This window comes from Streptomyces sp. NPDC085937 (assembly GCF_044540535.1).
Lineage (GTDB): Bacteria > Actinomycetota > Actinomycetes > Streptomycetales > Streptomycetaceae > Streptomyces.
In genome coordinates, this window is record NZ_JBITSH010000002.1 from 341,353 (window position 1) to 366,467 (window position 25,115).

The following is a 25,115-nucleotide window of genomic DNA, read 5'->3' on the forward strand; positions in this document are numbered from 1 at the left end:
TGCCGCCGGAGGGGCGTCGGTTGTCGGGGCGCTCTGAGCCGGGGCGGGCGCACCGGGTGTCCCCGGGTGTGGGCCGGGGGCATGCGGGCCGGCCGACGGCATGGCCGGGGCAGAGGTGTTGGGGACGGGTGCCGCCGCGTAGGCGTCGGTCGTCGGTGCGGCCGGGGTGTGCGGGCCGGGAGGCGCCAGGTGGGTGCCGGGCGCGGACGCGCCGGGTGCCGGCGGGTGCGCGGGGGCGTCCGGCACCGGTGCGCCGGGGAGGCGCAGGGCGCCCGCGTCGGGCGGCCGGGGCACGGGGCCCGGGGCCTGCGGCGGCACCGCGCCGTTCAGGGCGATCGTCGGATCGTCCGTCGGCCGGGCCGGAACCACCGACAGGTCGTATCCGCACGCACCGCAGAAACGATCACCCGACTCGAGGGGTTCCTCGCAGCTCGGGCATTTCGACAGCGCGGCCTGCTGGGGCATCTGCGACATCAACTACACCCACGTCCGGGGGCGGTAACGATTGGCACGTTCCACCAGGTCGATCCTCTCCTCGCCGCTGCGCGCCAGCCTGGCCAGCGTGCGGTACGAGCGCTCCAGGCCGAAGCGCAGCCCACGCTCGTCCAGGCCGCTGCCGAGCAGCGTCCGCCCCCCGGCGGCGGGAGGAGCGGAACCCTGGCCCCCGGAGAGTACCCAGTCCAGTCCGCAACCGAGGACCTCCGCCGCCAACAGCTCGCGGCGCGCCGGATCCAGACCGTACGACTCCAGGGCCTCGACCTGTCCGGCGGCGGCCGTCAGGTCGTCCAGGAACGGCGCGTCGGCGGCGGTGGCCGTCCGCCCCCGCAGCCGCGCCCGGACCGCCGCCACCCGCGCGGCGGTGTAGTGGATGGAGGACTCCGGCACCGACTCCAGCGTGCGTACGGCACCCCGCCGGTCCCCGGCCGCCAGCCGCACCCGGGCCAGCCCGAAGGCGGCGCTCACATGGCTCGGGTCGGTCGACCACACCAGGCGGTAGTACTCGGCGGCGTTGTCCAGCTGGCCCAGCACCTCGGCGCACACGCCCAGGGCCAGCTTCGGCGCGATCTCGCCCGGGAAGGCGTCGTAGACGGCGTCGAAGGCGAGCGCGGCGCCCTCGTGGTCGCCGGTGACCAGGGCGGCCACTCCCCGGTACCAGACCACCCGCCAGTCGTCGGCGTCCCTCGCCTCCAGCGCGCTCAGCGCCTCCAGCGCGGTGTGCCACTCGCCCGTCTCCAGCCGGGCCCGCACCTCGCGCAGCCGGGTCTCGGTCGACGGGTCGGGCGCCGCGGCCAGCGCGTGGACCAGCTCGGCCGGCGCGGACGTCAGCAGACCGGCGAGGAAACCGGCGTTGGGGTCGGAGGACTGGACGTGCGGGACGGGCAGCGCGAGGGCCGCCCCGGCACAGTCCACGGGCTTGACCAGGGCGGGAGCGGGGGCGGGGCCGGCGTCAGGAGGAAGAGGTGCCGCTCCGGCGGGCAGGGCCGGCGTGCCCCTGCGGCCCCGGGGCGTGCGGGCGCCGAGCCGGGAGACGTCACCGGCCGGCGCGGGGAACAACTCGGTGTCCGTCACCCGCAGTTCCGGCCCGAACAGGGTCGACAGCGCCGGGCGCGCCTGCCCCGACTGGAGTGAGACGACCTCCCGCAGCACCCCCGTCAGCTGCTCGGCCATCTCCTGCGCGGAGGCGAACCGGCGTGCCGGGTCCGGGTCGGTGGCCCGCACCAGGAGCCGGTAGAAGGACTCGTAGTGCCGGAACACCTCGATGGTGTCCGGGTCCGGGAGGGAGTCCGCGTAGACGTTCGTGTAGCCCTGGAAGTCGAAGGTGAGGACGGCCAGCGTGCGGGCGACCGTGTACAGGTCGGACGCCACCGACGGGCCCGCCTCGGCGACCTCCGGCGCCTGGTAGCCGACCGTGCCGTAGATGGCCGACTCCTCGTCGTCCATCCGGCGGACCGCGCCCATGTCGATCAGCTTGAGCTGGTCCTCGGTCTGGATCGCGTTGTCGACCTTGAAGTCGCAGTAGAGCAGGTTGCGGCTGTGCAGATGGCCGAGCGCCTCCAGCGCCTCTATGCCGTACGCGCAGGCCTGCTCCACCGGCAGCGGGTCCCGTCTGCCCTCCGGGGTACGGCGGGCGTTGGCGATCTCCTTCAGCGACTTGCCGCCGACGTACTCCATGACGATGTAGCCGTCGAGGGAGCCGGTGCGCTGGTCGAGGTGCTCCACGAAGTTGTAGATCCGCACGATGTTGGCGTGCTCGATCGCCGCCAGGAACCGCCGCTCGGAGATGGCCGCCGCCATCGCGTCCTGGTCACCGGTGTCGAGGAGGCCCTTGAGGACCACCCAGCGGTCGGACACGGCCCGGTCCACCGCGAGATAGATCCAGCCGAGCCCGCCGTGTGCCAGGCAGCCCACCACCTCGTACTGGCCGTGCACCACGTCCCCGGCCCGCAATTTCGGCACGAACGAGTACGGGTGGCCGCACTTGGTGCAGAACCCTTCCGTGCGCCCCGCCCGGCCGTTGCGGGCCCGGCCCACCGGCGCCCCGCAGTCCGACCGCGAGCAGAACCGCTTGCGCTCGGGCACCTCCGGGTCGTCCAGCACCATCCGCCGCGGATCCGGCCGCGGGATCGCCGGCACCTGCACCAGGCCCGCACCCAGCCGCCCCCGCCCCGAGCTGCCCGCGCCGGTGCCGGAGCTGCGCACCGACACCGAGCGGCCCGTGGCCGTCCGGCCCGACAGCGAGCGGGAGAGCCGGCCGGACACCGAGCGGCGGGACTTCGACGACTGCGACGACGTGCGGGAGCTGCGGCCGCTGCGCGCGCTGCCGCCGCCGCCCGCGCGGGCGCTCCCCGAGCCCCGCGAGTCCCGGCCGCCCGCCGTGACGCCGGTCGGGGGCGAGACCACCAGGCCCGTCGGTGACACCACCGGGGCGAGGCCGCACGTGTCGCAGTACAGCTCGCCGCCGCCGACGTCCTCGTACGCGCCCTCGCACTCGGGGCGCTGGCAGGACGACCCCGCCGTCCCGCCCGCGGGCGCCACCCGGCCGCCCGGTCCGCCCATACCGCCCGCCTCCCCCTCGACGCTCATGCGCCCGGCCCCCTCCGGTCGTCCCGCCGGGCCTGCCCCGGCACCCCGGCGGAGCCAATGAGCAGTTCCGACACCGCCTGCTGGTACCGCAGCACCGCCTGCTCGGCGGCGCGCAGATCACAGGGCGCGCTCCACAGCATGCGGCGCGCCTTCTCGTACCGCTCCACCAGCAGCGGGTCCTCGGCCAGACCGTGCCGGGAGACCTTCGCCCGGTACGCGTCCAGCCGGCCCCGCAGCTCCGCCCGGACCGCCAGCGGCGCCGTGACCGCCGTCAACGACTCGCGGGCGCGCAGCAGTTCGTCCTCCGCCTTCTGCTCCAGGGACTCCAGCAGCGGCGACAGCCGGTGCCACTGGGCGTGCCGGCGGTACTCGGCCGCCGCCGCCACCTGCTCCTGCAGCGCCGTCGGCGGGCCGCTGACCACCGGCACCTCCGTGGCCGCGATCTTCGCCAGCACCTCGCCGCGCGCCGTGCGGGCCTCGGCGAGGGTGCGGTCCGCCCGGGAGAGCACGTCACGCAGCCGGACGATGCGCTTCTCCGCGTCCTGCCGGACCGCCAGCACCGCGTCGATCTCGCGGCGCACGTCCTCCAGGGCGCGCGCCTCGCGGTCGTACACCGTGGTGTCGGGCCTGCCGCCGCCCGGCGCCGAACTGCCCTCGGCCCTCTTCCAGAAGGCCAGCGGGTCGGACACCACCTGCTCGCGCAGTCTCGTCAGCGTGCGGGTGATGCGCTCCAGGTCGTCGCCCGCCGGGTGCTCGCCCGGGCGCACCCCGACCGAGTGCGCGAGCCCGCTGGTGCGCCGCAGTTCCGCGGAGAGCAGGTCGATCCGGGCGGGCAGCGCCGACCACACCGCGTCCGCGGCGACGACCATGTCCAGCGAGGCCGCGTACAGCTCGTTCATGCGGTCGACGAGGGCGGTGAGCGAGTAGCGCTCGCTGAGCACGCCCGGACCGCCGTTCAGGGTCGGCGCGTTGGCGGTCGCCGCCGCGCTGCCGGCCACCGTCACCGGCTCGCCGCGCAGCAGTTCCGTCAGTTCCGCCAGGTCCTCGCGGCTGGACCAGCGGCGGCGCGAGCGGATGTCCCGGGCGGTGCGCAACGTGTCCGTGTACGCGTCGAAGTAGGTCCACAGCAGCGTGATCGCCGCCTCCGTGGACGTCCACCGCTCGGCGGTGACGCCCGTGAGCCGGGCGCCCTCCAGCAGCCGTCGGCCCGCGTGGTCCTGCAGGGCGAGGAGCGAGGTCTCGATCGCCTCGTGCTCCGCGCCGAGCCGCGCCAGCGCACGGTCCACCTCGTCCCGGTCCATCACCGGCCCGGCGGGATCCGTGTCGGCCATCGATCACCTTTCGCTGCGGGGTGGGTTCGGGTGGTGCGTGGGGGAGGACGGGTGTCGGGGTCGGGGCGGCGGGGCGCCGCGGAAGGGTCAGTCGCGGCGCAGGTACTCGGGGGCCGGGGGCCTGGAGGCGGTGGGGTCGTCGTCCATCGTGGCGGACAGCCACTTCGTGTACGAGGCCTGCCAGCCGGACGCGGAGTCCTGCCGGAAGTCCACCAGGATCTGGTTGACCCGGCGGACCAGGTCGTCCGCGTCCTTCTTCATCGCCACGCCGTAGTACTCGGTCGTGAACGCCTCACCCTTGAGCTCGACCGTCGGATCCTGTGCTGCCTGACTGGCCGCGAGCGCCCCGTCGTTGACGACCGCGTCCACCTCGCCGAGCTGAAGCCGCACCAGGCAGTCCAGCTGGTTGGGGACCGTGGTGGAGATGTCCGCGGACGCCGGCAGGGCGCCGCTCTTCCGGTCCTCCTCCAGCTTCGCGTACGCCGTCGAGCCCTTCGCCGTGCATATCCGGCGGTTCGCCAGGGTCTCGTCGTATCCCGTGACCGGGGAGGACTTCGGCGCCAGGACCTGCTGGCCCGTCTTGAAGTACGGCGCGGAGAAGGCCACTTCCTCCAGGCGGGAGCAGTTGATCGTCATCGTGCGGACGACCAGGTCCACCCGGCCGTCCTGGATCGCCGGGATGCGCTGATCGGTGGGTATCGCCTTGAACTGCACGGCGTCCGGGTCGCCGAGTATGTCCTCGGCGATGCGGTGCACCAGGTCGATGTCGAAGCCTTCGAGGCGGCCGCTCACACCGCTGTTGGGGTCGCGGTAGCCCCAGCGGTAGCTGTTCTGGTCGACGCCGACGACCAGCTTGCGCTTCTCGCCCTGTCGGTTCTTGATCGCCGTGATGGTGGGGCCGTCGGCGGAGGACGGCGGCAACGTCTGCTTCTCCGGGGCCGTGCAGGCGTCCGCGGCCCGCGCGTCGGCCGTCAGCGCCCGCGTCGCTCCGTCCCCTCCCGGGCGGGGCGCGCCCGCCCGGGAGGCGACCGAGCCCGTGCAGGTCAGGGCGAGCGCGAACACCAGGGCGAGGGCGCAGGCCCCCGCCATCGCGCCCACACCGCCCCAGCCCTTCAGGCGGGCCCGCAGGTGGCGTGCGTGCATCGTCATGGCCCCCTTCGGGTCGGTCGTCCGCTGCCCGTTCACCGGTACTCCGACAGCCTGCGGCCGATGCCCAGCACCGCTCCCGCCGCGCCCAGCACGCCGAGGACCGCGGCGCCGGCCGGCAGGCCGGTCAGCGCGTCCCGGCCGGCACCGGCCGCCTCGGCGAACTCGGTCTCCTCGTGCGCCAGCGCCGTCGCCAGGTTCTTGTCGACGCTGTCGAAGCACTCGCCCGTCGCGCCCTTCGCGCCGATCACCATGTCCAGCGCCTGCTGGTAGTTGCCGTTCTCGTCCTGCTCGCGGGCGGCCGCGTGGCGCTTCTTCCACTCCGTCATGTTGCTCACGGCCGTGGTGACCGGCTGCGCGCCGGTGGCGTCGTCCGCGAGGCGTTCGGCGACGGCCAGGCCCTTGCCGAGGGCGTCCATGTCGCGGCCGAAGTCGTGGTCGTAGGCGTCGAGGGTCTCGTCGCCGACCTTCTTCGTCTCAGCGCCGCGGGCGACGAGCGTGAGGTTCTCGTTGCCGCGCGCCTTGAGCGAGGCGATGCGCGCGTCGTGCAGGACGTCGAGGGAGCGGACGCCGTGGTCGTAGGACTCGTCCAGGTGCGAGCGGGCCAGGGCGTGGCCGGCCGTCAGCCAGAGCAGCACGATCGTGGCCGCGGCGGTGGCCGCGACCAGTCCGTGGTTGAGGACGCGGTGGGTGCGCAGGTAGGTGCGGCGCTGGGCCCAGGCGAGGGCGGCCAGTGCGGCCAGGCCGAGGGCGATCGCGGGCCAGGGGTAGGGGGTGGCGTCCGCGTAGTCCGCGCGCAGGCGCTGGTTCTCCTTGGTGTACAGGTCCTGCGCGGCCGGCAGCATCTCCTGCTGCATCTTCTCGTTCGCGTAGCGCAGGTAGGCGCCGCCCACCGGGTAGCCCTGGCGGTTGTAGGTGCGGGCGCGCTCCACCAGGCCCTTGTACTCGGGGAGCAGGCGGTTGAGCTTGGTGATGGTGTCCGTGGAGGGGGAGCCGGGGGCCGCGTTGGCGGCGGCGTTGACCAGTTTCGCGGCGGCGGTGCGGATGTCGCGTTCGTAGCGGTCGCGGGTGGCGGCGGTCTCCTGGCCTCCGGCGAGGAAGCCGCTGGACGCGGCGGTGTTGGCGTCCGCCAGGGAGCGGTAGATGTCGGCGGCGTCCGAGGTGAGCGGCTGGCTGCTGGTGAGGACGTCGTCGGCGGCGGCGGCCCTGTCGGTCATCTGCCACGCGGTGACCCCGCCGAACGCCACGACCAGGGCGGCCAGGACCGCGCCGATGATGCGGAGGCGGCCGGGTTCCGTGGTGGCGGCGCGGCGGAGCTGGTCCGCGCCCTCGGCGAAGGCGGTGCGGCGGGTGGGGGGTGGTACCGCGGGGGTGGTGGGGGCGGGCGGGGTGCCGGGGGCGGAGGCGGGGGGTGTGGCGGGTGCCGTGGGCTGCGGTGGGATCGCGGGCAGCGTGGGTGGCGCGCCGGTGTTCGGTGTGTGCGTCATGTGACCTCCCCCGTGGTCATCCTCCGCGGCAAGTATCGCCGTCGGGGGCGACATCCGCACCGGCCTTGGCACGATCTTGATCCAAATGCAGTGTGATGGCCGGAAGTTCCGGGCCGCCGCACCCACCCTGCCCAGGAACACGCCCGGGAAATCCGTTCGGTTCCGGGGGTGAGGCGGGGTGCGGGGCCGCCTTGCGCCGCGCCCACGGGCGGTGGGCGGGGCGCGGTCGGCGGCTCACCCGTAGTGCGCGCGCAGGCGGGCGTGCGCCTCCTGGGGGGCCGACACGTGGTCCAGGCCGAGGAGCGCCGCTCCCAGGACGGGAGGCGTGGTGATCACCTGGGGTACGGCCTTGGGAGCGAGGGCCGCCAGGCGGGTGCGGACGCCGTCGACGAGGAGGGGGTGCCGGGCCGCCAGGACGCTGCCGCCCAGGAGGACGGGGGTCTCCTCGTGGAGGAGGTCCAGGCGGGTGAGGGCCACCACGGCCATCTGGACGATCTCCGTGGCCTGCCGGTCGACGACCGCACGGGCGACCGGGTCGCCCCCGGCGGCCGTGGCGAACAGGACGGGGGTCGCCTCGTGCCGGCGGTGGGGTGGGATGTGGTCGAGGTGCAGCGCCTCTATGAGGGTGGGCATGTCGGGCACGCCGAAGTGGGCGGGGAGGGTGGTGGTCAGGGCGGTCCTCTCGCCCCGGCCGTCGTCGGCGCGGGCCGCGTGCCACAGGGCCTCCTCGGCCAGGGCCCAGCCGCCGCCCCAGTCGCCGGAGATGCGGCCGACCGCCGGGAAGCGGGCGGTGCGGCCGTCGGGGCGCATGCCCACGCAGTTGATGCCCGCGCCGCAGACCACCGCGACCCCGCGGGGTTCGGTGACGCCGGCGCGGAGGATCGCGAAGGTGTCGTTGCGGACCTCGGCGGTGGCGGCCCAGCCGCGCGCCTGCACGGCTTCGGTGAGTTGCTTCTCCTCGGCCGGGAGGTCGGCGTTGGCCAGGCACGCCGAGACGTGGGCGACCTCGGGGGTGCCGGCCGCGGCGAGGGCCTCGGTGACCGTGGCGGAGAGGGTGGCCATGGCCGTGTCCAGGCCGTCCGCGGGCGGGCGGAAGCCTCCTCCCCGGGCCGTCGACAGCACCGTGCCGTCGGGGCCGATCACCGCCACGTCCGTCTTGCTGTTGCCGGCGTCGACGGCGAGGACGGCTGCGGTCAGGCCCACGTGAGGTGCTCCCGGTTGTGTGCGATCAGTGCGTCGGTCAGCCGGTCAGCGTAGGCGTACTGGCCGATGAGGGGGTGGGCGAGCAGGGCGCGGAAGACGCGGTCCCGGCCGCCGTGCAGGGCCGCTTCCAGGGCGAGGTCCTCGTAGGCGGTGACGTTCGCCGTCAGACCCGCGAACAGGGGGTCCACGGGGGCGACGGGGAGGGGCCGGGCACCCTTCGTGGTGACCGTGGCGGGGACCTCGACGACCGCGTCGTCGGGGAGGAAGGGGAGGGTGCCGTTGTTGAGCGTGTTGACCACCTGGTGCTCCGAACCGGCGCCGCGCAGCAGGGCCGCGGCCAGGTCGACCGCCGCCTCCGAGTAGAAGGCGCCGCCCCTCTTGGCCAGGAGGGCCGGCTTCTCGTCCAGGGCGGGGTCCGCGTAGAGGGTCAGCAGTTCCTTCTCCATCGCCGCCACTTCGGCCGCCCGGGAGGGCTTGGTGCGCGCTTCTGCCACCACCTCGTCGTGGGCGTAGAAGTAGCGGAGGTAGTAGGAGGGGACCACGCCCAGGCGGGTCAGGACGGGGCGGGGGAGGCGGAGGTCGGCGGCGATCGTGTCGCCGTGCTCGGCCAGCAGGCGGGGGAGGACGTCCTCGCCGTCGGGGCCGCCGAGGCGTACGGCCGTCTCCCAGGTGAGGTGGTTGAGACCGACGTGGTCGAGGTGGACGTCGGCGGGGGCGGCGCCGAGGAGCGCGGCGAACTTGCGCTGGAGGCCGATGGCCACGTTGCACAGGCCGAGGGCCTTGTGGCCGGCCTGGAGCAGGGCGCGGGTGACGATGCCGACGGGGTTGGTGAAGTCGATGATCCAGGCGTCGGGGTTGGTGCGGCGGACCCGCTCGGCGATGTCCAGGACGACCGGGACCGTGCGCAGCGCCTTGGCCAGACCGCCCGCGCCGGTGGTCTCCTGGCCGACGCAGCCGCAGTCCAGCGGCCATGTCTCGTCCTGCAGGCGGGCCGCCTGGCCGCCGACGCGCAGTTGCAGCAGGACCGCGTCGGCGCCGTCCACCGCCGCGTCCAGGTCGGTGGTGGTGATGATGCGGCCCGGGTGGCCCAGGCGGGCGAAGATGCGGCGGGACAGCGGGCCGATCAGGTCCAGGCGGTCCGTCGCCGGGTCGGTGAGGACCAGCTCGGTGATCGGCAGGACGTCCCTCAACCGCGCGAAGCCGTCGATGAGTTCGGGGGTGTAGGTCGAGCCTCCGCCGACCACGGTGAGTTTCATGCGTTATCCCTTGACTCCGGTGAGGGTGACACCCTCGACGAACGCCTTCTGTGCGAAGAAGAACACGAGGATCACGGGCGCCATGACGAGAACGGTGGCGGCCATGGTGAGGTTCCAGTCGGTGTGGTGGGCGCCCTTGAAGGACTCCAGGCCGTAGGAGAGGGTCCAGGCGGCCGGATTCTCCGAGGCGTAGATCTGCGGGCCGAAGTAGTCGTTCCAGGCGTAGAAGAACTGGAAGAGGGCGACGGCCGCGATGCCCGGTCTCGCCATGGGCAGCACGACCCGCAGCAGGGTGCGCAGTTCGCCGCAGCCGTCGACCCTCGCCGCGTCCAGGTACTCGTCGGGGACCGTGGTGAGGAACTGGCGCAGCAGGAAGATGGAGAAGGCGTCGCCGAACGCCATGGGGATGATCAGCGGCCAGAGCGTGCCGGAGAGGTCGAGCTGCTTCGCCCAGAACAGGTACATCGGGATGACGACCACCTGGGGCGGCAGCATCATCATCGCGATGACCAGCATCAGGGTGAGGTTGCGGCCGCGGAAGCGGAACTTGGCGAGCGCGTACGCCACCGGAACGGAGGAGACGACGGTCAGCAGGGTGCCGAGGCCGGCGTAGAGCAGGGTGTTGCGCCACCAGGTGAGGAAGCCGGGGGTGTCGAACACCTCGCGGTAGTTGCCCCACTCCCAGGTGCGGGGGACCAGGTCGCGGGTGAGGGCCTGCTGGTCGCTCATGAGCGAGGTGAGGACCACGAAGACGAACGGCAGCACGAAGAAGAGGGCGGCGGCGATCCCCAGGGAGTGGACGGCGATCCACTCCAGCGCGGCGCGGCGGCGGGCGGTGCGCCGCGCGGGGGACGGGGGCGCGTCGGACCGTACGGGACGGTCCATCACCTGGGTCATGGTCGGTCACCTGCCTGGACGAGTCCGCCCCGGCGCCTCATCAGCAGCGCGGTGAAGGCCATGGCGAGGGCGAAGAGCACCAGCGCGACGACGCAGGCGGCGCCGTAGTCGAAGCGCTGGAAGCCGAGGTTGTAGACGAGCTGAGGCAGCGTGAGCGTGGACTTGTCCGGGTAGCCCGGCTCGAACTGCTGGCCGGAGCCGCCGATGATCCCGGAGGCGACCTTCCCCGCCACCAGGGGCTGTGTGTAGTACTGCATGGTCTGGATGACGCCCGTGACCACGGCGAACATCACGATCGGCGAGATGTTCGGCAGGGTGACGAACCGGAAGCGCTGCCAGGGAGAGGCGCCGTCCAGCTCGGCGGCCTCGTACTGCTCCCTCGGGACGTCGAGCAGCGCGGCCATGAAGATGACCATGAGGTCGCCGACGCCCCACAGGGCCAGGGCGGTGAGGGCCGGCTTGGACCACGCGGGGTCGGTGAACCAGCCCGGTGCCGGCAGGCCGAGGCCGTCGAGCACCGAGTTGACCGGACCGGTGCCCGGGTTGAGCAGGAAGACGAAGGCGAGGGTGGCGGCGACCGGCGGGGCCAGGTAGGGCAGGTAGAAGAGGGTGCGGAAGACGCCGACGCCGGTCCTGAGCCTGGTGACCAGCAGGCCGACGCCCAGACCGAACACCACCCGGCACGTCACCATGACGAGGACCAGCCAGAGCGTGTTGCGCAGGGCCGGCCAGAACAGGGGGTAGTCCTGGAAGACGTAGGCCCAGTTGTCCAGGCCCCGGAACTCGGGGGTGCCGAAGCCGTCGTACTTCATCAGGGAGAAGTACACGGTGGACACCAGCGGGTAGGCGAAGAAGACGCCGAAACCGATCAGCCACGGGGACAGGAAGGCCACCGTCCGGAGCGCCGACCGGCGGCGCTTCGCGCGGAGCGGGTACGTGGACATCGGGCTACTTCGCCTGCTCGATGTCGCGGTCGATCTGCGCGGCGGTCTTCTCCAGCCCTGCCTTGAGGTCCGTCACCTTGCCGGACTCGTACTGGTAGCCGAAGTCCTGGAGCGTCGTCTGGTAGGTCGAGCCGTTGACGGAGGCCGGCGGGGTGTTGGACTCGGGGTGCTGCGCGATGTCCAGGAAGGTCGTGAAGGCCGGGTCCGTCTTCAGGCCGGGGGACTTCAGGGCCTCGAAGGTCGAGGGCACGTTGTGGATGGCGTTGGCGAAGGAGACGACGGCCTCGGTGTCGGTCGTCATGAACTTCACCAGCTCCCACGCGGCGTTCTGCTTCTCGCTCTGCGGGGCGATGCCCATGATCGTGCCGGACAGGAAGCCCTTGCCGTACTCGTCCACCTCGTCGTCGGCGACGGGCATCGGCGCCGTACCGATCTCGAAGTCGACGCCGGCGTCCCGCGCCATGCCGAGCCGCCACTCGCCGTCGAGCTGCATGGCCACCTGGCCGGTGTGGAAGGGGTGTTCGGCGCCCCACTCGTCGCCGAAGGTGTTGCGGTACCTCTCCAGCTTCGCGAACCCGCCGAGGTCGTCCACCAGCTTCTTCTGGTACGTGAACATCTCGGCGAACGCCGGGTCCTCGGCGATGCCCGACCTCCCGTCGGCGTCGAAGTAGGCGTGGTCCCACTGGGACATGTAGTGGTCGACTACCGTCTCGTAGCCGTGGTAGTTCGGCATGAAGCCGAGCTGCTCGTAGCCGTCGCCCTTCGCCTTGGTGAGCTTCTTGGCGACCCGCGCGAACTCCGTCCAGGTCTTCGGGGGTTCGGTGATACCGGCCTTCGCGAAGGCGTCCTTGTTGTAGTAGAGGCCGTAGGCGTCGCCGAGCAGGGGGAGGGCGCAGCGGGTGCCCTCGAACTGGGTGTAGTCCAGCATCGGCTTCGGAATGATCCTGTCCAGGTCGAGCTTCGCCTTCTCGACGAAGGGCTTCAGGTCGGCGAAGGCGCCCGACGAGCAAAACTTGCCGACGTTGGACGTGGTGAACGAGGAGACGACGTCCGGTCCGTTCGAACCGCCCGCGCGCAGCGCCTGGTTGAGCTTGTCGTCGTTGATGTTGCCGACGACCTTCACCGTGATGTTGGGGTGCGCCTTCTCGAAGCGGTCCACGACGTCCTGGACCGCCTTCACCTCGGCGGGGGCGCTCCAGCCGTGCCAGAAGGTGAGGGTCGTCCTGGCGTTCGGGTCGTCGGTGGCGCCGGACCCGGACTGGCCGGTGCAGGCGGTGGTGAGCAGGGCGAGGGAGGCGGTGGCGGCCAGCGCGAGCGTCGCTTTTCTGGATATTCCGGGCATGACGGAGCTCCCTGGGGCGAGGTGTGGGACGGGGTGAGGTGGGGGGTGCGGGGTGGAGCGGTGCGGTGCGGGTGGGAAGGGGCGGGGTCAGCGGGAGGTGTCGAAGACCTCGTCGCGGGTGGACGCGAGCGCGCTCTCCAGCGCGCCGCGCAGCACGGGGTGTTCACGGACGTCACCCAGGACGAGCCGGGGCCGGGAGGCGGCCAGCTCCTCCAGTTCGTCCCGGACCAGGTCGCGCAGCACCGCGCCGCCGGCGGTGAGGGCGGTGCCGCTCAGGACGACGAGGGCGGGATCGAGGACGGCGACCAGGGAGGCCAGGCCGGTCGCCAGACGGGTGGCGTAGGTGTGCAGCAGGGTGCGGTGCGGTTCCTCGTCGGGGCGGGCCGCGGCGCGCTCCAGCAGGGCGGCCGCCGCCTCGGTGTACGGGCCCTGCGGGACGTGCCGTACGCCCAGTTCGCGGGCCAGCCGCGGTACCGCCTGGGCTCCGGCCAGCTCCTGGTAGCCGCCGCTGTTGGCCTTGGTGACCTGGCGGACCAGCGGGGTGCCGGGCACCGGCAGGAAGCCGACCTCGCCCGCGCCGCCGGTGAAGCCGCGGTGCAGCCGGCCCCCCAGCACCAGGGCGGCGCCCAGGCCCTCCTGGCTCCACAGCAGCACGAAGTCGTCGTGGTCGCGGGCCGCGCCGAGCCGCCGCTCGGCCACGGCGGCGAGGTTGACGTCGTTCTCGTACTCGAACGGCATCGGCAGGGCGGCGGCCAGTTCGTCGAGCAGCGTGGGGGAGTGCCAGCCGGGGAGGTGGGAGGCGTAGCGCAGGTGGCCGGTGTTCGGGTCGAAGGCGCCCGGGGTCCCTATCACCAGGCGGTGGACGTCCGCGCGGGTCAGTCCCGCCGCCTTCACCGCGCCGTCCAGGGCGTCGGTGACCTGCTGGACCACGGGCGCGGCGGGCCGGCGGCCGGGGGTGGGCAGTTCGCACCGGCCGACGGTGCGGCCGGTGACGTCGGCGACGGCCGCGAGGATGCGGCGCGGGTTCACGTCGAGTCCGGCGGCGTACGCGGCGGCCGGGTTGACCCCGTACAGCTGGGCGTTGGGGCCCGGGCGGCCCTCGGTGGTGCCGGTGGCGAGGACGAGGCCGGCGGCCTCCAGGCGGGCCAGGAGCTGGGAGGCGGTCGGCTTGGACAGGCCGGTGAGCTTGCCTATCCGGGTCCGTGACAGCGGTCCGTGCTCCAGCAGGAGGTCCAGGGCGGCGCGGTCGTTCATGGCGCGCAGGACGCGCGGGGTGCCCGGCGTACCGGCTGTTCCTGCCATGGGGTGCGACACCTGCCCTTCGTCGACTGCACAGCTTCTCAAGCGGCCGGTGAGGACGTCCATCCCGGACCGGTCCGGCGACCACTGTTAGGAAAGTTTCCTGTCGGATGGGGAGGAAGGTAAGCCCGGTGCGGAGCGGGCGTCAAGAGGCGTCCTCGGCGGGAAGGGCCGGGAACGGAAAGGGGCGGCACCCGGGAGGCCCCGGGTGCCGCCCCTTCGCGGGCCGGCGGCTACTTCGTGGTGCTCGTCGGCGAGGGCAGCGGGGAGGCGGCCATGGACTGCGGCGACACCGTGCTGGCGTAGGCGGACGGGGCGGCCACACCGGCCGCGGGGTCGGCGGCCGGGGCGTCCTCGGCCGCGGTCGCGCCGCCCACGATGCGGATGCCGTTCGCGTCGAAGGCGCGCTTGATGCGCCAGCGCAGCTCCCGCTCCACGGTCAGCGACTTGCCCGGCATGGTCTTGGCGGACACCCGCACCACCATCGAGTCCAGCAGCACCGAGTCGAGGCCCAGCACCTCCACCGGGCTCCACAGGAGCTCGTTCCAGGGCTCCTCCTTGCTGGTGCGCTCGGCGACGTCGCTCAGCACGGCCTTCACCTTGTCCAGGTCCTCGTCGGAGCGGACCGTGACGTCCACGTTGGCGGTGGCCCAGCCCTGCGAGAGGTTGCCTATGCGCTTGACCTCGCCGTTGCGGACGTACCAGATCTCGCCGTCGGCGCCGCGCAGCTTGGTCACCCGGAGCCCGACCTCGATCACCTCGCCGGTGGCCACACCCGCGTCGACGGTGTCGCCGACGCCGTACTGGTCCTCCAGGATCATGAAGACGCCGGAGAGGAAGTCCGTGACCAGGTTGCGCGCGCCGAAGCCGATCGCCACACCGGCCACACCGGCCGACGCGAGCAGGGGCGCGAGGTTGATCTGGAAGGTGCCCAGCACCATCAGCGCGGCCGTGCCCATGATCAGGAACGACGCCACCGAGCGCAGCACCGAGCCGATCGCCTGGGACCGCTGGCGGCGGCGCTCGGCGTTGACCAGCAGGCCCCCGAGTCCGCCGCCCTCCATGGTCTGGCCGGTGCGGGACATCCGGTCGACCAGCTTGGTGATCGCCCGCCGGACGACCACGCGCAGCACCGTCGCGATCACCAGGATGAGCAGCACGCGCAGCCCGATGGCGAGCCAGGTCGACCAGTTCTCCTCGACCCAGCCGGCCGCGCTGGTGGCACTCTCCTGGGCGTCCTGGAGCGAGGGGACCCGTGGTGTCTCCGACTCCGTAGGGGTCGGCGAGGGGTCGGCGGCCGACAGGGCGGCGGGCAAGGACACGGCGGGTACCTCCAGGTGCACGTCCGCCCCCCGGTGCTGCGGTCAAGGTCTGCAAGGTCACGAATGGGTCACCGGCAGGGGCGGAACCACCACACTAACGGGGCATTGTGGGGGGACCGGCGGGATGTGTGAAGAAGAGACCCCGCTCACCTGCGCTTGAACCGGCCATGATCCTGGGGATGAATCGGGATGTGGTCGAAAACACTCCCAGCCCGTTACCGGGACATGGTGGCGCGTTCACCAGGCATGAGGGGAGACTGACTACGGATCGTCCCGGCGCGAGCCACGCGCCGCCGGCGTACAAGGAGGCCGTCCGTGCCGCATGTCCTGGTCCTCAACGCGTCGTACGAGCCGCTCGGCGTCGTACCGCTCCGCCGCGCGCTCGTGCTCGTCCTCGAGAACAAGGCAGTCTGCCTCGAGGAGACCGGCGCCTATCTGCACAGCGCGACCGTCACCGTCCCCGCCCCCAGCGTGGTCCGGCTCAAGCGTTTCGTGCGGGTCCCCTACCGGGGTCCCGTTCCTCTCACCCGCAGGGCGCTGTTCGCCCGTGACGGGGGCCGGTGCATGTACTGCGGTGGTGTCGCAACCAGCGTCGACCACGTCATCCCGCGCAGCCGCGGGGGCAAGCACGTCTGGGACAACGTGGTGGCGTCGTGCCGCCGCTGCAACCACGTGAAGGCCGACCGTCACCTGATCGAGCTGGGCTGGCGGCTGCGCCACAAACCCGCCCCGCCCACCGGCCTGGCCTGGCGCATCATCGGCACCGGCCACCGCGACCCGCGCTGGCTGCCGTACCTCCAGCCGTACGGCGCGGACGACGCCCTGGCCCGCATCGACGGCATCTCGGCCTGACCCCGTCGGGGGGCCGGTGGCGCGGGGAGCGCGGCCATCGGCTCCGGGTGGCTCAGTCCGCGACCGCGTACGCCTCCACCGACCACAGTGAGTAGCCGTAGCGGGTCGCGCGGCCGGCGCCCTGGACGCGGATGTGGCGGACGTCGGGCTCGTCCATGCGGACCGTCTCCCGGCCGCCGCGGCTGTCGTGCACCTCCGCCGCCGTGCGCCAGGCGTGGCCGTCCGCCGAGACCTCGACCCGGTACGCCGAGGCGTGGGCGTCCTGCCAGCGCAGGTCCACCTTGCCCAGCCGTACGGGGCGTTCCAGCTCCACCTGCCACCAGGCGTCGTCGTCGGCCGGCGACGACCAGCGCGTCGTGGGGTCGCCGTCGTTGGCCGCCGAGGCGGGGAAGTCGGGGGTCTCGTCGGCCGAGGACTCCGCCCGGCCGGCGCGGGCCAGGTCGGGGCCGTCGACGGGCGGGACGGCGTCGACGGTCAGCGTGCGGGTCGCGCCGCCGAAGCCGAGCCGGACGTCGTAGGAGCGGGTGGGCGAGCCCGGCTTCACGGTCACCTCGACCGGCACCTGGACCGGCGTGCCGCGCGGGACGGACAGCGGCTCCTTCGGCACCCGCACGTCGACGCCCTCGGGGGCCCGCGCGGTCAGCCGGTCGCGGACGTCCTCGGGGCGGGCCGAGCCGAGGGTGACGGTCACCGTGCGGGTGCGGCCGATGTCGGCGTCCGCGCGGTCGCCGGGCAGGTCCACCACGGCGTCGGGGACGTCCGCGAACCACGGCACCAGGTGCCGGACCCGCTCCGGGTCCGCGTCCACGACCCGTACGGCGTCCACCGGCCGGTCACCGGCCCGCAGTTCCGTCGCGCCCCCCGCGGCCAGCTCGCCGATCCGCCGCCAGCTCCCGCCGGGCGTGCGCACCTCGACGGCGCCCCGGGTGCCGGGGTCGGTCAGCACCGTCACCGTGTCCAGGACCCGGGCGACCCCCAGACGCATCGTGCCGGGGCCGCCGGCCGTCCCCGCCTGTTCCCGGGCGATACCGGCCCAGCTCTCGTACGCCTTCCGCGCCCGGTTCAGGAACGGGTCCAGCACGCCCTCGGCGACCGTCACCCGCTCCGCCGCCAGCTCCGCGCGCAGCTCTCCCAGGCGCCGGTACGCGGCCCAGGCGGCGCCCGCGTCCCCCGCGTCCTGCGCGCGCAGCATGTCCAGGGCCGCCGTGCCGGCGTCGCCGTAGGCGGCCAGCCGGCCGGTCCAGGGGGTGATCTCGCCCGCCAGGGAGGTGCCGGACAGCCGTCCGGGCAGGTCGCGCAGGGCGGTGAAGGCCGTACGCAGCCGCCGGGCCGCCGCGGTCTCCCCGGAGCCGCCCGCAGCAGGCCGGGTCCGCCAGAACTCCTGGAGCAGCGGACGCAGGTACGCCGACTCGGTGCCGCCGAGGACCGAGGAGGCGGTGTTCCGGGCCAGGGCCGTCAGGGCCTCGTGGCGCCGGGCGTCCCCGCCCGCGAGGTCCGCGATCGCGGCCCGCCAGGACTCCTGGGGGTCGTACGCGCGCGGGTTCCAGGCGAAGTCGGCGGCGGTGAACAACGCGATGCGCGACGCCTCGGGCTGTTCCATCGCGTTGGCGAGCAGCGCGGCCGAACCGGCGGCCACGGCGGGCTCCCGGCCCTGGTAGGGGCCGAGGAACAGCCGTTCGGGCGCGTAGTCGTTGACCGGGTAGTTGTCCATCGTCACCAGCGGGTGCCCGAACACCTCGCGGGCCTCAGCCAGTTGGCGGCCCGTGATGGTGCGCGGGACCACCCCGACCCCGGTCCACGCCACCTCGACGCCCCCGTCGAGCTCCTCGGCGAGCGCCCGCCGGTACGCCGTCGAGCCGTCCTCGTAGTACTCGGTGGGCATCAGGGACAGGGCGGGCGAGCCCGGATGCCGGCGCGCCAGGTGCCGGGCGACCGCGTTCGCCACGTGCGCCTGGGCGCGGGCGGCCGCCTCCGGGCCCGAGCCGAACCGGTCGGCGTCCGCCCCGCAGTGCCACTCGCTGTAGCTGACGTCCTGGAACTGCACCTGGAAGGCGCGGAAGCCCAGCGCCCACATCGCGTCCAGCTTGCGGGTCAGCGCCCGCAGGTCCTCGTCCGAGGAGAAGCACATCGCCTGCCCGGGGGCGACCGCCCAGGCGAGGGTGACGTGGTTGCGGGCGGCCCGCTCGGCCAGCTCCCGGAACTCCACGCGCCGCTCGGCCGGGTACGGCTCGCGCCAGCGGGCCTGCCGGTGGAGGTCCTCGCCGGGAGCGTAGAGGTACCGGTTCAGCTTGGCGCGGCCCATGAAGTCCAGCTGGGCCAGCCGCTGCCGGTGCGTCCACGGGGTGCCGTAGAAGCCCTCGGTGACGCCGCGCACGGCGGTGCCCGGCCAGTCCCGCACGACGGCCGCGGTGAGGGTGCCGTCCGGCCGGACCAGGCGGCGCAGGGTCTGCGCGGCGTGGAAGAGGCCGTCGCCGTCCACTCCGGCCAGGGTCACGGAGCGGCCGCCCGCGGTGAGGACGTAGCCGCCCGCCGGGAGGGCGCCACGGGGGTCGTCAGAGGCGTCCGCCTTCTTCGCGCGCACCACGAGCGCCCCCACGGGCACCGGTGCGCCGGGGTCGGTGAACCGGCGCGCGCCGGCCTCCCGCAGGACGTCCTTCAGCGCCTCCACGGCGTACGGGTCCGCCGTCCGGTCCACGGCCAGGGCGACCTCCTCGGTCACCGGGACCGGGGCGCCGTTCGCGCGCAGGCCGTGCGGGCGCGGCCACACCGACGGGACGGACCTGCCGGCCGGGTCCGCGGCGGGCGAGGCGGACGGCTCGGGCGCGGGCGCGGCCGTCGCGGCGGGTGCGACCCCCAGGGATCCGGCGAGCACGGCGAGTGCGAGTGCGGCCCTTCGCGCGTTCGCCGTCCTCCCACGCCACAGCTGCACAGGGCCCCTCCTGATCCCCCGGGACCGGCCGGCCTACGACCGGCGGCCGTGTCCATTCCGTTACCGAGACGTCCCGAGCCCACCACTCCTGGAGTGAACGTGTCAATCAGAGGGGGTGTTGTGGCGTATTTGTCCCCCTGTGGAGTGAGAGTGAACGGAGAGAATGTGACCAGAAGCACGTTGAACGACTTTGTGCGTCTGCGCTCGCGTCCACTGGGTAGGGCTGCGAGATGACCCGCACGGCGAGCTCGACGAGGAGGCCCTTGGTGGCTACAGCGGCATACGTCTTTCCCCCGGTCCTGTCCAAACCCTCGGCGGAGCAGTCCGCCGACGACCCGCACGACTGCTTCCTCGGCGCGGAGGGTTCCTGCGTCGAGGCGCCTCTGACCAGCGAACCCCCGCTGCCCGACGCGGAGCCCCTGACCAGCGAGCCGCCGCTGTCCGACGCCACCCCGCTGACCAGCGAGTCCGACACCTTCTCCGACTTCTCGGACGCCGCGGGACTCGACTCCTTCCCGGCCCAGTACCGCCCGGAGCCCTAGGTGACCGCGCCCCGGCCGGCCGAGACCCCCTCCGAGGCGCTGTCCCGGCTCGCCGCCCTGCACGGCGTCGCCACCTCCTACAGCCCCTCCCCGGACGTGACGGTCGCGGCCTCGGCCACCGCCGTCACCCTCGCCCTGGCCGCCCTCGGTGTCGACACGTCCACCGACGCGGCCGTCCGTGACGCCCTGGCCGCCCGCGAACAGGAACTCGCCGAGCGGCTGCTGCCCCCCACGGTCGTCGGCCGGGGCACCCGAGCGCCCGACGTGCTCGCCGCGCTCCCCGACGGCACCCGGCTGGAGATCCGCACCGAGGACGGCGGCACCCGCGCGTCCGCCGAGAACCTCCCGCCCGGCGTGCACCTGCTGACCGCGACCGCCCCCGACGGCCGCACGGCCCGCTCCCACCTGGTCGTCGCGCCCCTGCGGCTGCCCGCACCCGGGGGACGCTCCTACGGGCTGCTGGTCCAGCTCTACTCCCTGCTGTCCCGCCGCTCCTGGGGGATGGGCGACCTCGCCGACCTCGGTGAGCTCGCGGGCTGGGCCGGACGCGACCTGGGCGCCGGGTTCGTGCAGGTGAACCCGCTGCACGCGGCCGTTCCCGGGCCGCCGACCGACCCGTCGCCCTACCGTCCCTCCTCGCGCCGCTTCCCCGACCCGGTGCACCTGCGGGTCGAGGACGTGCCCGAGTTCGCCCACGTCGAGGACCGCGACCGGCTGCGCGCCCTGCTGGAGCGGGCGGCGCGGCTGCGCGAGGCGGTGCTCGACAAGGGCGAGCTGATCGACCGGGACGCGGTCTGGGAGACCAAGCGGGAGGCACTGGAACTGGTGCGGGAGGTCCCGCTCGGGCCCGGCCGCGCCGCCGCCCTCCGGGCCTTCCGCGCCGACCAGGGCCAGGCCCTCCAGGACCACGCCACCTGGTACGCGCTCGCCGAGGTGCACGGCCCCGACTGGCGCCGCTGGCCCGCCGCGCTGCGCGACCCCCGCTCGGCGGAGACGGCCCGCGCCCGGGAGGAGCTGCGGGACCGCGTCGACTTCCACTCGTGGCTCGTCTGGCTCACCGACGGCCAGCTCACCGCCGCCCAGCGGGCCGCGCGCGAGGCGGGGATGCCGGTCGGGATCGTCCACGACCTGGCCGTCGGCGTGCATCCGACGGGCGCGGACGCCTGGGCGCAGCAGGAGTACTTCGCGGCCGGAATGTCGGCCGGCGCGCCCCCGGACGCCTTCAACGCGCGCGGCCAGGACTGGGGGCTGCCGCCCTGGCGCCCGGACCGCCTCGCCGAGAGCGGGTACGCCCCGTTCCGTGACCTGCTCCGGGCCCTCTTCCGGTACGCGGGCGCGCTGCGCATCGACCACGTGATGGGCCTGTTCCGGCTCTGGTGGGTGCCCGAGGGCCACCCGCCGACCGAGGGCACCTACGTCCGCTACGACGCCGAGGCCATGCTGGCCGTGCTGGTCCTGGAGGCCTCACGCGCCGGGGCCCCGGTGATCGGCGAGGATCTCGGGACGGTGGAACCGGGCGTGCGCGAGGCGCTCCGCGACCGGGGGGTGTACGGCACCTCGGTGCTGTGGTTCGAGCGGGACTGGGAGGGCGACCGCCGCCCGCTGCCGCCGGAAGGCTGGCGCGCCGACTGCCTGGCCACGGCCACCACCCACGATCTGCCGTCCACCGCCGCCCGTCTCACCGGCGAGCACGTGGAGCTGCGCGACCGCCTGGGCCTGCTCACCCGCCCCCTGGCCGAGGAGCGGGCCGAGGCCGCGGTGGACGTGGGGGAGTGGCTGGAGGTGCTGGAACGGCTCGGCCTGCTCCCTGGCCCGGACGACGGCCCGGACGACGGCCCGCACGACGGCCCGGACGGCACCGGCGCGGCCGCCTCCCGGGAGGAGGCCGGTATCCAGGCGGTGTACCGCTACCTGCTGCGCACCCCCGCCCGGATGGTCGGCGTGTGGCTGCCGGACGGGGTCGGGGACCGGCGCCCGCAGAATCTGCCCGGCACCTGGGACCAGTACCCGAACTGGCGGCTGCCGGTCGCCGACGCCGAGGGGCGCCCGGTGACGCTGGAGCACCTGGCGGCGTCCCCGCGGCTGCGGGCGCTGGTCGACGTGCTGCGCACCGAGTCCGCGCCGGATGCCTGACCTGCCCGCGCGCCCGTACGGCACCCCGGGCGCGCGGCCCCCGACACGGTTCGATACTTTGGGGACCGTGGACAAGAAGAACGCCCTGCGCGCCGGCGCCCTGGCAGCCGGTACGACGCTGATGATGCTGCTCATGTCGTCCCCCGCGCTCGCTCTCACCCGCGACGACGGCGACGACCCCGGTACGGGCCTGAGCGTCATCGAGACGCTGGGTCTCTACGTCCTGGCCCCGGTCGGGCTCTTCGTGATCATCGCCGCACTGGTGATGGTCCTCGACAAGTCCCACCAGAAGAAGGACCCGACCAGCTCCAACATCCGGACCAAGGCCGACGCCAAGGCCTGACCCGGGGCCCGCTCGCCCGAGCGGTCCACACGCGCTTCCCCCGAAGGGCGCCGGCCTCCGCCGGCGCCCTTCGGCGCGTGTCCGCACGGCCCGTACCGCCCGCACGGCCCGTACCGCCCGGGCCGGCTCACGCCCGGCGGCACGGGGGCCGGCTCACGGGGTGCCGGGCACCAGGCCGACCCGGTAGGCGAGGACGACGGCCTGGACCCGGTCGCGCAGGCCGAGTTTGGCGAGGATCCGCGACACGTACGTCTTGACGGTCTCGGGCGTGATGAACATCGCCGCGGCGATCTCCGCGTTCGACAGTCCCTCGGCGATCAGCCGGAGCACCTCCAGCTCGCGCGGGGTCAGCGCGCCCACGACGTCCTGCCGGCCCGGCCGGGAGGCGTCGGCCGGGCGCAGGTGCTGGGCGAAGTGGCCGATGAGGCGGCGGGTGACGGCGGGCGCCAGCAGGGCCTCGCCCCGGGCGACCGTGCGGATGCCGTTGACCAGCTCCGCCGGGGGCGCGTCCTTGAGGAGGAAGCCGCTCGCTCCGGCGCGCAGCGCGTCGTAGACGTAGGAGTCGATGTTGAACGTGGTGACGACCAGCACCCTCGGCGCGTCCTCGGTGCCCGGGCCCGCCAGTTGACGGGTCGCCCGGATGCCGTCGAGCAGAGGCATGCGGACATCCATCACGACCACGTCGGGGCGCAGCCGCCGCGCTTCCCGCACCGCCTCGTGGCCGTTCTCGGCCTCCCCGACGACCTCCATGTCGGGCTGCGCGGAGAAGATGGTGACGTAGCCGGTCCGCACCAGCGCCTGGTCGTCGCAGACGAGCACACGGACGGGTGGCGGCGCATCGTTCACGGGGTCACTCCTGGACGGGTCGGGACGGGATCGTGGCGCGGACCTCGAACCCGCCTTCGGGCCGGGGGCCGGCGTTCAGTTCACCACCGAGCATCCGCACGCGTGCACGCAGCCCGGCGAGTCCCCGGCCGCCCGCCGGGCCGGGCTCCCGCCGGACCGGTGCGGAGACCGGCCCGTCGGTGGTCACCTCTATCCCGAGGTGCTCGTCGCCGTGCCGGAGCGAGATGCGGGTCGCCTGGCCCGCCGCGTACTTCATGGCGTTGGTGAGCGCTTCCTGCACCACCCGGTACGCGGCCAGCTCCACGTCCACTCCGCCCGGCCGCCGCTCGCCCGCCTCGTCGAACTCGACCGGCTGGCCCGACCGGCGGGCCTGCTCGACCAGATCCTCCAGCCGCCCCCGCGCCGGGGCCCGGTCCGCGCGCTCCAGGTCCGTGGAGGCCGCCTCGCCGGTCGCCTCCAGGACACCGAGCAGGTACCGCAGTTCGGTCAGTGCCCGCCGTCCGGTGTCGCTGACGGCCGTCAGGGAATCGGCGGCGCGGTCCGGTGCGGACGTGAGCAGGAACTGCGCCGCGTCGGACTGGACCACCATGGCCGTCACGTGGTGGGTCACCACGTCGTGCAGCTCCCGGGCGATCCGCGCCCGCTCGGCGGCCGTGGCCGCCTCGGCGGTCAGCCGCCGCCGTTCCGCCTCCTCCGCGCGCCGTGTGCGCACCGTGCTCCCCACCTGCCGGACCGCGGCCAGCACCAGCCCGAACGCGAGGTAGTCCGGCAGCGACTGCGGTGAGCCGAGGTGGTCCAGGACGACGGCCAGCACGGCGTAACCGGCACTCGCCAGGGCGGCCAGCCCGCGGCGGAAGCGGACCTGATGGGCGCCGGCGGAGTACAGGGCCACGTACAGCCCCACACTGCCGAACGTCGTCGCGTAGCCGAGGGCCTGGTGCACGGCGAACGCGACCGCGACGACCGCCAGACAGGCCGCCGGCGATCTGCGGCGGAACGCCGGCGGCAGCGTCTGGGCCAGGACCAGCCCGACGCCCAGCACGTCCGCCGGCCGCTCGGGCAGGTCGCCGATCTGCGCGCCGACGCCGGACAGGGTCGGCACGAAGGACAGCAGGGTGAGGGCCAGGGCGAGGACGCCGTCCTTGAGGAGGGCGTCCCGCTCCCGCCACCGGTGGAGCGGCGCCCGGAGAAAGGGGGCACTCCACAGATCCCGACGGGCCGTCATGTCCGTTCTCCTCCAGTCGGCCTGGCTCAGCGGCTCGTGCGCCGGCGGGTGGTGACCCGGCCGTTCCGGCGGGCGAGGACGAGCATCGGGACGGCGAGGGCCACACCGACGAGGACGGGCACGACCGACGCCTCCAGGCCGAAGGCGCCGCCGGTCAGCAGATCGGAGCCGTGGGCGTCGACGGTGAACAGACCGTCGGAGGTGTGCCCGGAGACGGGGATGCCGAGCAGCTCCACCGTGGTGTTCCAGACGAAGTGCAGGCCCACGACGAACCAGATGCTACGCCGCCACAGGAACGCCGCTCCGAGCAGGACGCCCGCCTCGACGGCGATCGCCAGTGCGCTCCACGCGCTCGCCCCCTCGGCGCCCAGGTGGGCGACACCGAAGAACAGCGAGGTGGTCAGGAGAGCGGCCCGGCTGCCCCACAGCCGCTCCAGGGCCTGCAGGGCGAGACCGCGGAACAGCAGCTCCTCGGTCACCGCGGCGCCGGCCTGCACCATGACCGCGGTCCCGACGACCGACAGGACGCCGTCGCCGGCCCAGGAGAAGGAGTAGCCCCCGAACGCCGTGATGAGGAGGGCGGAGACGAGGACGAAGCCGAGGCCGATCGCGCCGCCCAGCAGCGCCTCCCGGCCGGCTCCGGACCGGGCGGTCTCCGGTGTGGAGCGGCCTGCCACGCGGCGCATGACCCACACGTACACCGCGACCGCGGCGGCAGCGCCCAGCACCGGTACCGGGCCGGGGCCGGTCGCCGTCAGGCCCGAGACCAGACCGACGCCGGCCATGCCGGCGAGCATCCAGCCGAGCGGGGAGCGCGCGATCCGGCGGAGACGGCCGTCACCGCCGTCGCGGTCTCTGTCCGGGCCGGAGTCGGTGGCGTGCGGTGTCTCGGATGTCGTACGCATGGCGGCCTTCCCGTCGTGGCCGCACCCGC

19 protein-coding genes, 1 tRNA gene and 1 pseudogene are annotated in these 25,115 nt (G+C 74.0%); 5 read left to right on the forward strand and 16 right to left on the reverse strand.

Annotation, left to right across the window (positions count from 1 at the left end):
- Window positions 1-477: 477 nt before the first annotated feature.
- From ACIF8S_RS05055 to ACIF8S_RS05100, 10 genes are all read right to left on the reverse strand, one after another.
- On the reverse strand, window positions 478-3,057 hold the full coding sequence (locus ACIF8S_RS05055) for a tetratricopeptide repeat protein (RefSeq protein ID WP_399997796.1): 2,580 nt from the start codon (window positions 3,055-3,057) through the stop codon (window positions 478-480).
- Between the two features lie 23 nt (window positions 3,058-3,080).
- Window positions 3,081-4,415, reverse strand: coding sequence for a hypothetical protein (locus ACIF8S_RS05060; RefSeq protein ID WP_399997387.1), 1,335 nt, complete (start codon window positions 4,413-4,415; stop codon window positions 3,081-3,083).
- Window positions 4,416-4,502: 87 nt separating this feature from the next.
- A complete protein-coding gene (locus ACIF8S_RS05065; RefSeq protein WP_399997797.1) occupies window positions 4,503-5,558 on the reverse strand; it encodes a glutamate ABC transporter substrate-binding protein in 1,056 nt (351 codons plus the stop codon).
- 38 nt (window positions 5,559-5,596) lie between these two features.
- Complete coding sequence (locus tag ACIF8S_RS05070) at window positions 5,597-7,048, reverse strand: hypothetical protein (protein ID WP_399997388.1); 1,452 nt, start codon at window positions 7,046-7,048, stop codon at window positions 5,597-5,599.
- Between the two features lie 234 nt (window positions 7,049-7,282).
- A complete protein-coding gene (locus ACIF8S_RS05075) occupies window positions 7,283-8,251 on the reverse strand; it encodes an N-acetylglucosamine kinase (RefSeq protein WP_399997389.1) in 969 nt (322 codons plus the stop codon).
- The gene (locus tag ACIF8S_RS05080) at window positions 8,242-9,507 is read right to left on the reverse strand and encodes a 6-phospho-beta-glucosidase (protein ID WP_399997390.1); all 1,266 of its coding nucleotides are present in this window, start codon (window positions 9,505-9,507) and stop codon (window positions 8,242-8,244) included. Before ACIF8S_RS05080 ends, ACIF8S_RS05075 begins: the two co-directional genes overlap by 10 nt.
- A gap of 3 nt (window positions 9,508-9,510) precedes the next feature.
- Window positions 9,511-10,404 (reverse strand): carbohydrate ABC transporter permease, encoded by an 894-nt coding sequence (locus tag ACIF8S_RS05085; RefSeq protein WP_349792793.1) that lies wholly within the window; start codon window positions 10,402-10,404, stop codon window positions 9,511-9,513.
- Entirely contained in the window at window positions 10,401-11,348 is a 948-nt protein-coding gene (locus tag ACIF8S_RS05090) for a carbohydrate ABC transporter permease (protein ID WP_399997391.1), read from the reverse strand. The genes ACIF8S_RS05085 and ACIF8S_RS05090 overlap by 4 nt, the downstream gene beginning before the upstream one ends.
- 4 nt (window positions 11,349-11,352) lie before the next feature.
- Window positions 11,353-12,690, reverse strand: a complete 1,338-nt coding sequence (locus ACIF8S_RS05095; RefSeq protein WP_399997393.1) for an ABC transporter substrate-binding protein — start codon at window positions 12,688-12,690, stop codon at window positions 11,353-11,355.
- Window positions 12,691-12,777: 87 nt separating this feature from the next.
- A complete protein-coding gene (locus ACIF8S_RS05100; RefSeq protein WP_399997395.1) occupies window positions 12,778-13,428 on the reverse strand; it encodes an ROK family protein in 651 nt (216 codons plus the stop codon).
- 57 nt (window positions 13,429-13,485) lie between these two features.
- Here ACIF8S_RS05100 and ACIF8S_RS05105 point away from each other — a divergent pair.
- A tRNA-Asp gene (locus tag ACIF8S_RS05105) sits at window positions 13,486-13,583 on the forward strand.
- 238 nt (window positions 13,584-13,821) lie between these two features.
- On the opposite strand, the pseudogene ACIF8S_RS05110 reads toward ACIF8S_RS05105, so the two are convergent.
- Both ACIF8S_RS05110 and ACIF8S_RS05115 read right to left on the reverse strand, forming a co-directional pair.
- Window positions 13,822-14,055 (reverse strand): annotated as a pseudogene (locus ACIF8S_RS05110) (helix-turn-helix transcriptional regulator); the annotation flags it as partial.
- Between the two features lie 167 nt (window positions 14,056-14,222).
- Window positions 14,223-15,311: a mechanosensitive ion channel family protein gene (locus tag ACIF8S_RS05115; protein ID WP_399997397.1), complete on the reverse strand. Its 1,089-nt coding sequence runs from the start codon at window positions 15,309-15,311 to the stop codon at window positions 14,223-14,225.
- A 315-nt stretch (window positions 15,312-15,626) separates the two neighbouring features.
- Between ACIF8S_RS05115 and ACIF8S_RS05120 the strand changes: the two genes are divergently transcribed.
- Complete coding sequence (locus ACIF8S_RS05120; RefSeq protein WP_150156494.1) at window positions 15,627-16,163, forward strand: HNH endonuclease; 537 nt, start codon at window positions 15,627-15,629, stop codon at window positions 16,161-16,163.
- A gap of 52 nt (window positions 16,164-16,215) precedes the next feature.
- Here the strand turns inward: ACIF8S_RS05120 and ACIF8S_RS05125 are convergent, their stop codons facing one another.
- The gene (locus ACIF8S_RS05125; RefSeq protein WP_399997399.1) at window positions 16,216-19,092 is read right to left on the reverse strand and encodes a beta-N-acetylglucosaminidase domain-containing protein; all 2,877 of its coding nucleotides are present in this window, start codon (window positions 19,090-19,092) and stop codon (window positions 16,216-16,218) included.
- Window positions 19,093-19,358: 266 nt separating this feature from the next.
- Here ACIF8S_RS05125 and ACIF8S_RS05130 point away from each other — a divergent pair, with 266 nt between their 5' ends.
- The 3 genes from ACIF8S_RS05130 to ACIF8S_RS05140 all read left to right on the forward strand — a co-directional run bounded on the left by ACIF8S_RS05130 (window position 19,359) and on the right by ACIF8S_RS05140 (window position 22,110).
- Window positions 19,359-19,634, forward strand: coding sequence for a hypothetical protein (locus ACIF8S_RS05130; protein ID WP_399997400.1), 276 nt, complete (start codon window positions 19,359-19,361; stop codon window positions 19,632-19,634).
- A complete protein-coding gene (gene malQ, locus ACIF8S_RS05135) occupies window positions 19,635-21,767 on the forward strand; it encodes a 4-alpha-glucanotransferase (protein WP_399997401.1) in 2,133 nt (710 codons plus the stop codon).
- A gap of 67 nt (window positions 21,768-21,834) precedes the next feature.
- Window positions 21,835-22,110 carry a hypothetical protein gene (locus ACIF8S_RS05140; RefSeq protein ID WP_024887491.1) on the forward strand — a complete coding sequence of 92 codons (276 nt, stop codon included), beginning with the start codon at window positions 21,835-21,837 and terminating at the stop codon, window positions 22,108-22,110.
- Window positions 22,111-22,263: 153 nt separating this feature from the next.
- On the opposite strand, the gene ACIF8S_RS05145 is transcribed toward ACIF8S_RS05140, so the two are convergent.
- The 3 genes from ACIF8S_RS05145 to ACIF8S_RS05155 are packed head-to-tail and all read right to left on the reverse strand — an operon-like array spanning window position 22,264 to window position 25,086.
- Window positions 22,264-22,956 carry a response regulator gene (locus tag ACIF8S_RS05145; protein ID WP_399997402.1) on the reverse strand — a complete coding sequence of 231 codons (693 nt, stop codon included), beginning with the start codon at window positions 22,954-22,956 and terminating at the stop codon, window positions 22,264-22,266.
- A gap of 4 nt (window positions 22,957-22,960) precedes the next feature.
- Window positions 22,961-24,181: a sensor histidine kinase gene (locus ACIF8S_RS05150; RefSeq protein WP_399997404.1), complete on the reverse strand. Its 1,221-nt coding sequence runs from the start codon at window positions 24,179-24,181 to the stop codon at window positions 22,961-22,963.
- A 26-nt stretch (window positions 24,182-24,207) separates the two neighbouring features.
- Complete coding sequence (locus ACIF8S_RS05155; RefSeq protein WP_399997405.1) at window positions 24,208-25,086, reverse strand: lysostaphin resistance A-like protein; 879 nt, start codon at window positions 25,084-25,086, stop codon at window positions 24,208-24,210.
- Window positions 25,087-25,115: the final 29 nt, after the last annotated feature.

Excerpts from the sequence above, each read along its gene's own strand:
- ACIF8S_RS05055 (WP_399997796.1), bottom strand. The coding sequence starts at position 3,057 with ATGGGCGGACCGGGCGGCCGGGTGGCGCCCGCGGGCGGGACGGCGGGG.
- ACIF8S_RS05060 (WP_399997387.1), bottom strand. The coding sequence starts at position 4,415 with ATGGCCGACACGGATCCCGCCGGGCCGGTGATGGACCGGGACGAGGTG.
- ACIF8S_RS05065 (WP_399997797.1), bottom strand. The coding sequence starts at position 5,558 with ATGCACGCACGCCACCTGCGGGCCCGCCTGAAGGGCTGGGGCGGTGTG.
- ACIF8S_RS05070 (WP_399997388.1), bottom strand. The coding sequence starts at position 7,048 with ATGACGCACACACCGAACACCGGCGCGCCACCCACGCTGCCCGCGATC.
- ACIF8S_RS05080 (WP_399997390.1), bottom strand. The coding sequence starts at position 9,507 with ATGAAACTCACCGTGGTCGGCGGAGGCTCGACCTACACCCCCGAACTC.
- ACIF8S_RS05085 (WP_349792793.1), bottom strand. The coding sequence starts at position 10,404 with ATGACCCAGGTGATGGACCGTCCCGTACGGTCCGACGCGCCCCCGTCC.
- ACIF8S_RS05090 (WP_399997391.1), bottom strand. The coding sequence starts at position 11,348 with ATGTCCACGTACCCGCTCCGCGCGAAGCGCCGCCGGTCGGCGCTCCGG.
- ACIF8S_RS05095 (WP_399997393.1), bottom strand. The coding sequence starts at position 12,690 with ATGCCCGGAATATCCAGAAAAGCGACGCTCGCGCTGGCCGCCACCGCC.
- ACIF8S_RS05100 (WP_399997395.1), bottom strand. The coding sequence starts at position 13,428 with ATGCCGTTCGAGTACGAGAACGACGTCAACCTCGCCGCCGTGGCCGAG.
- ACIF8S_RS05150 (WP_399997404.1), bottom strand. The coding sequence starts at position 24,181 with ATGACGGCCCGTCGGGATCTGTGGAGTGCCCCCTTTCTCCGGGCGCCG.
- ACIF8S_RS05155 (WP_399997405.1), bottom strand. The coding sequence starts at position 25,086 with ATGCGTACGACATCCGAGACACCGCACGCCACCGACTCCGGCCCGGAC.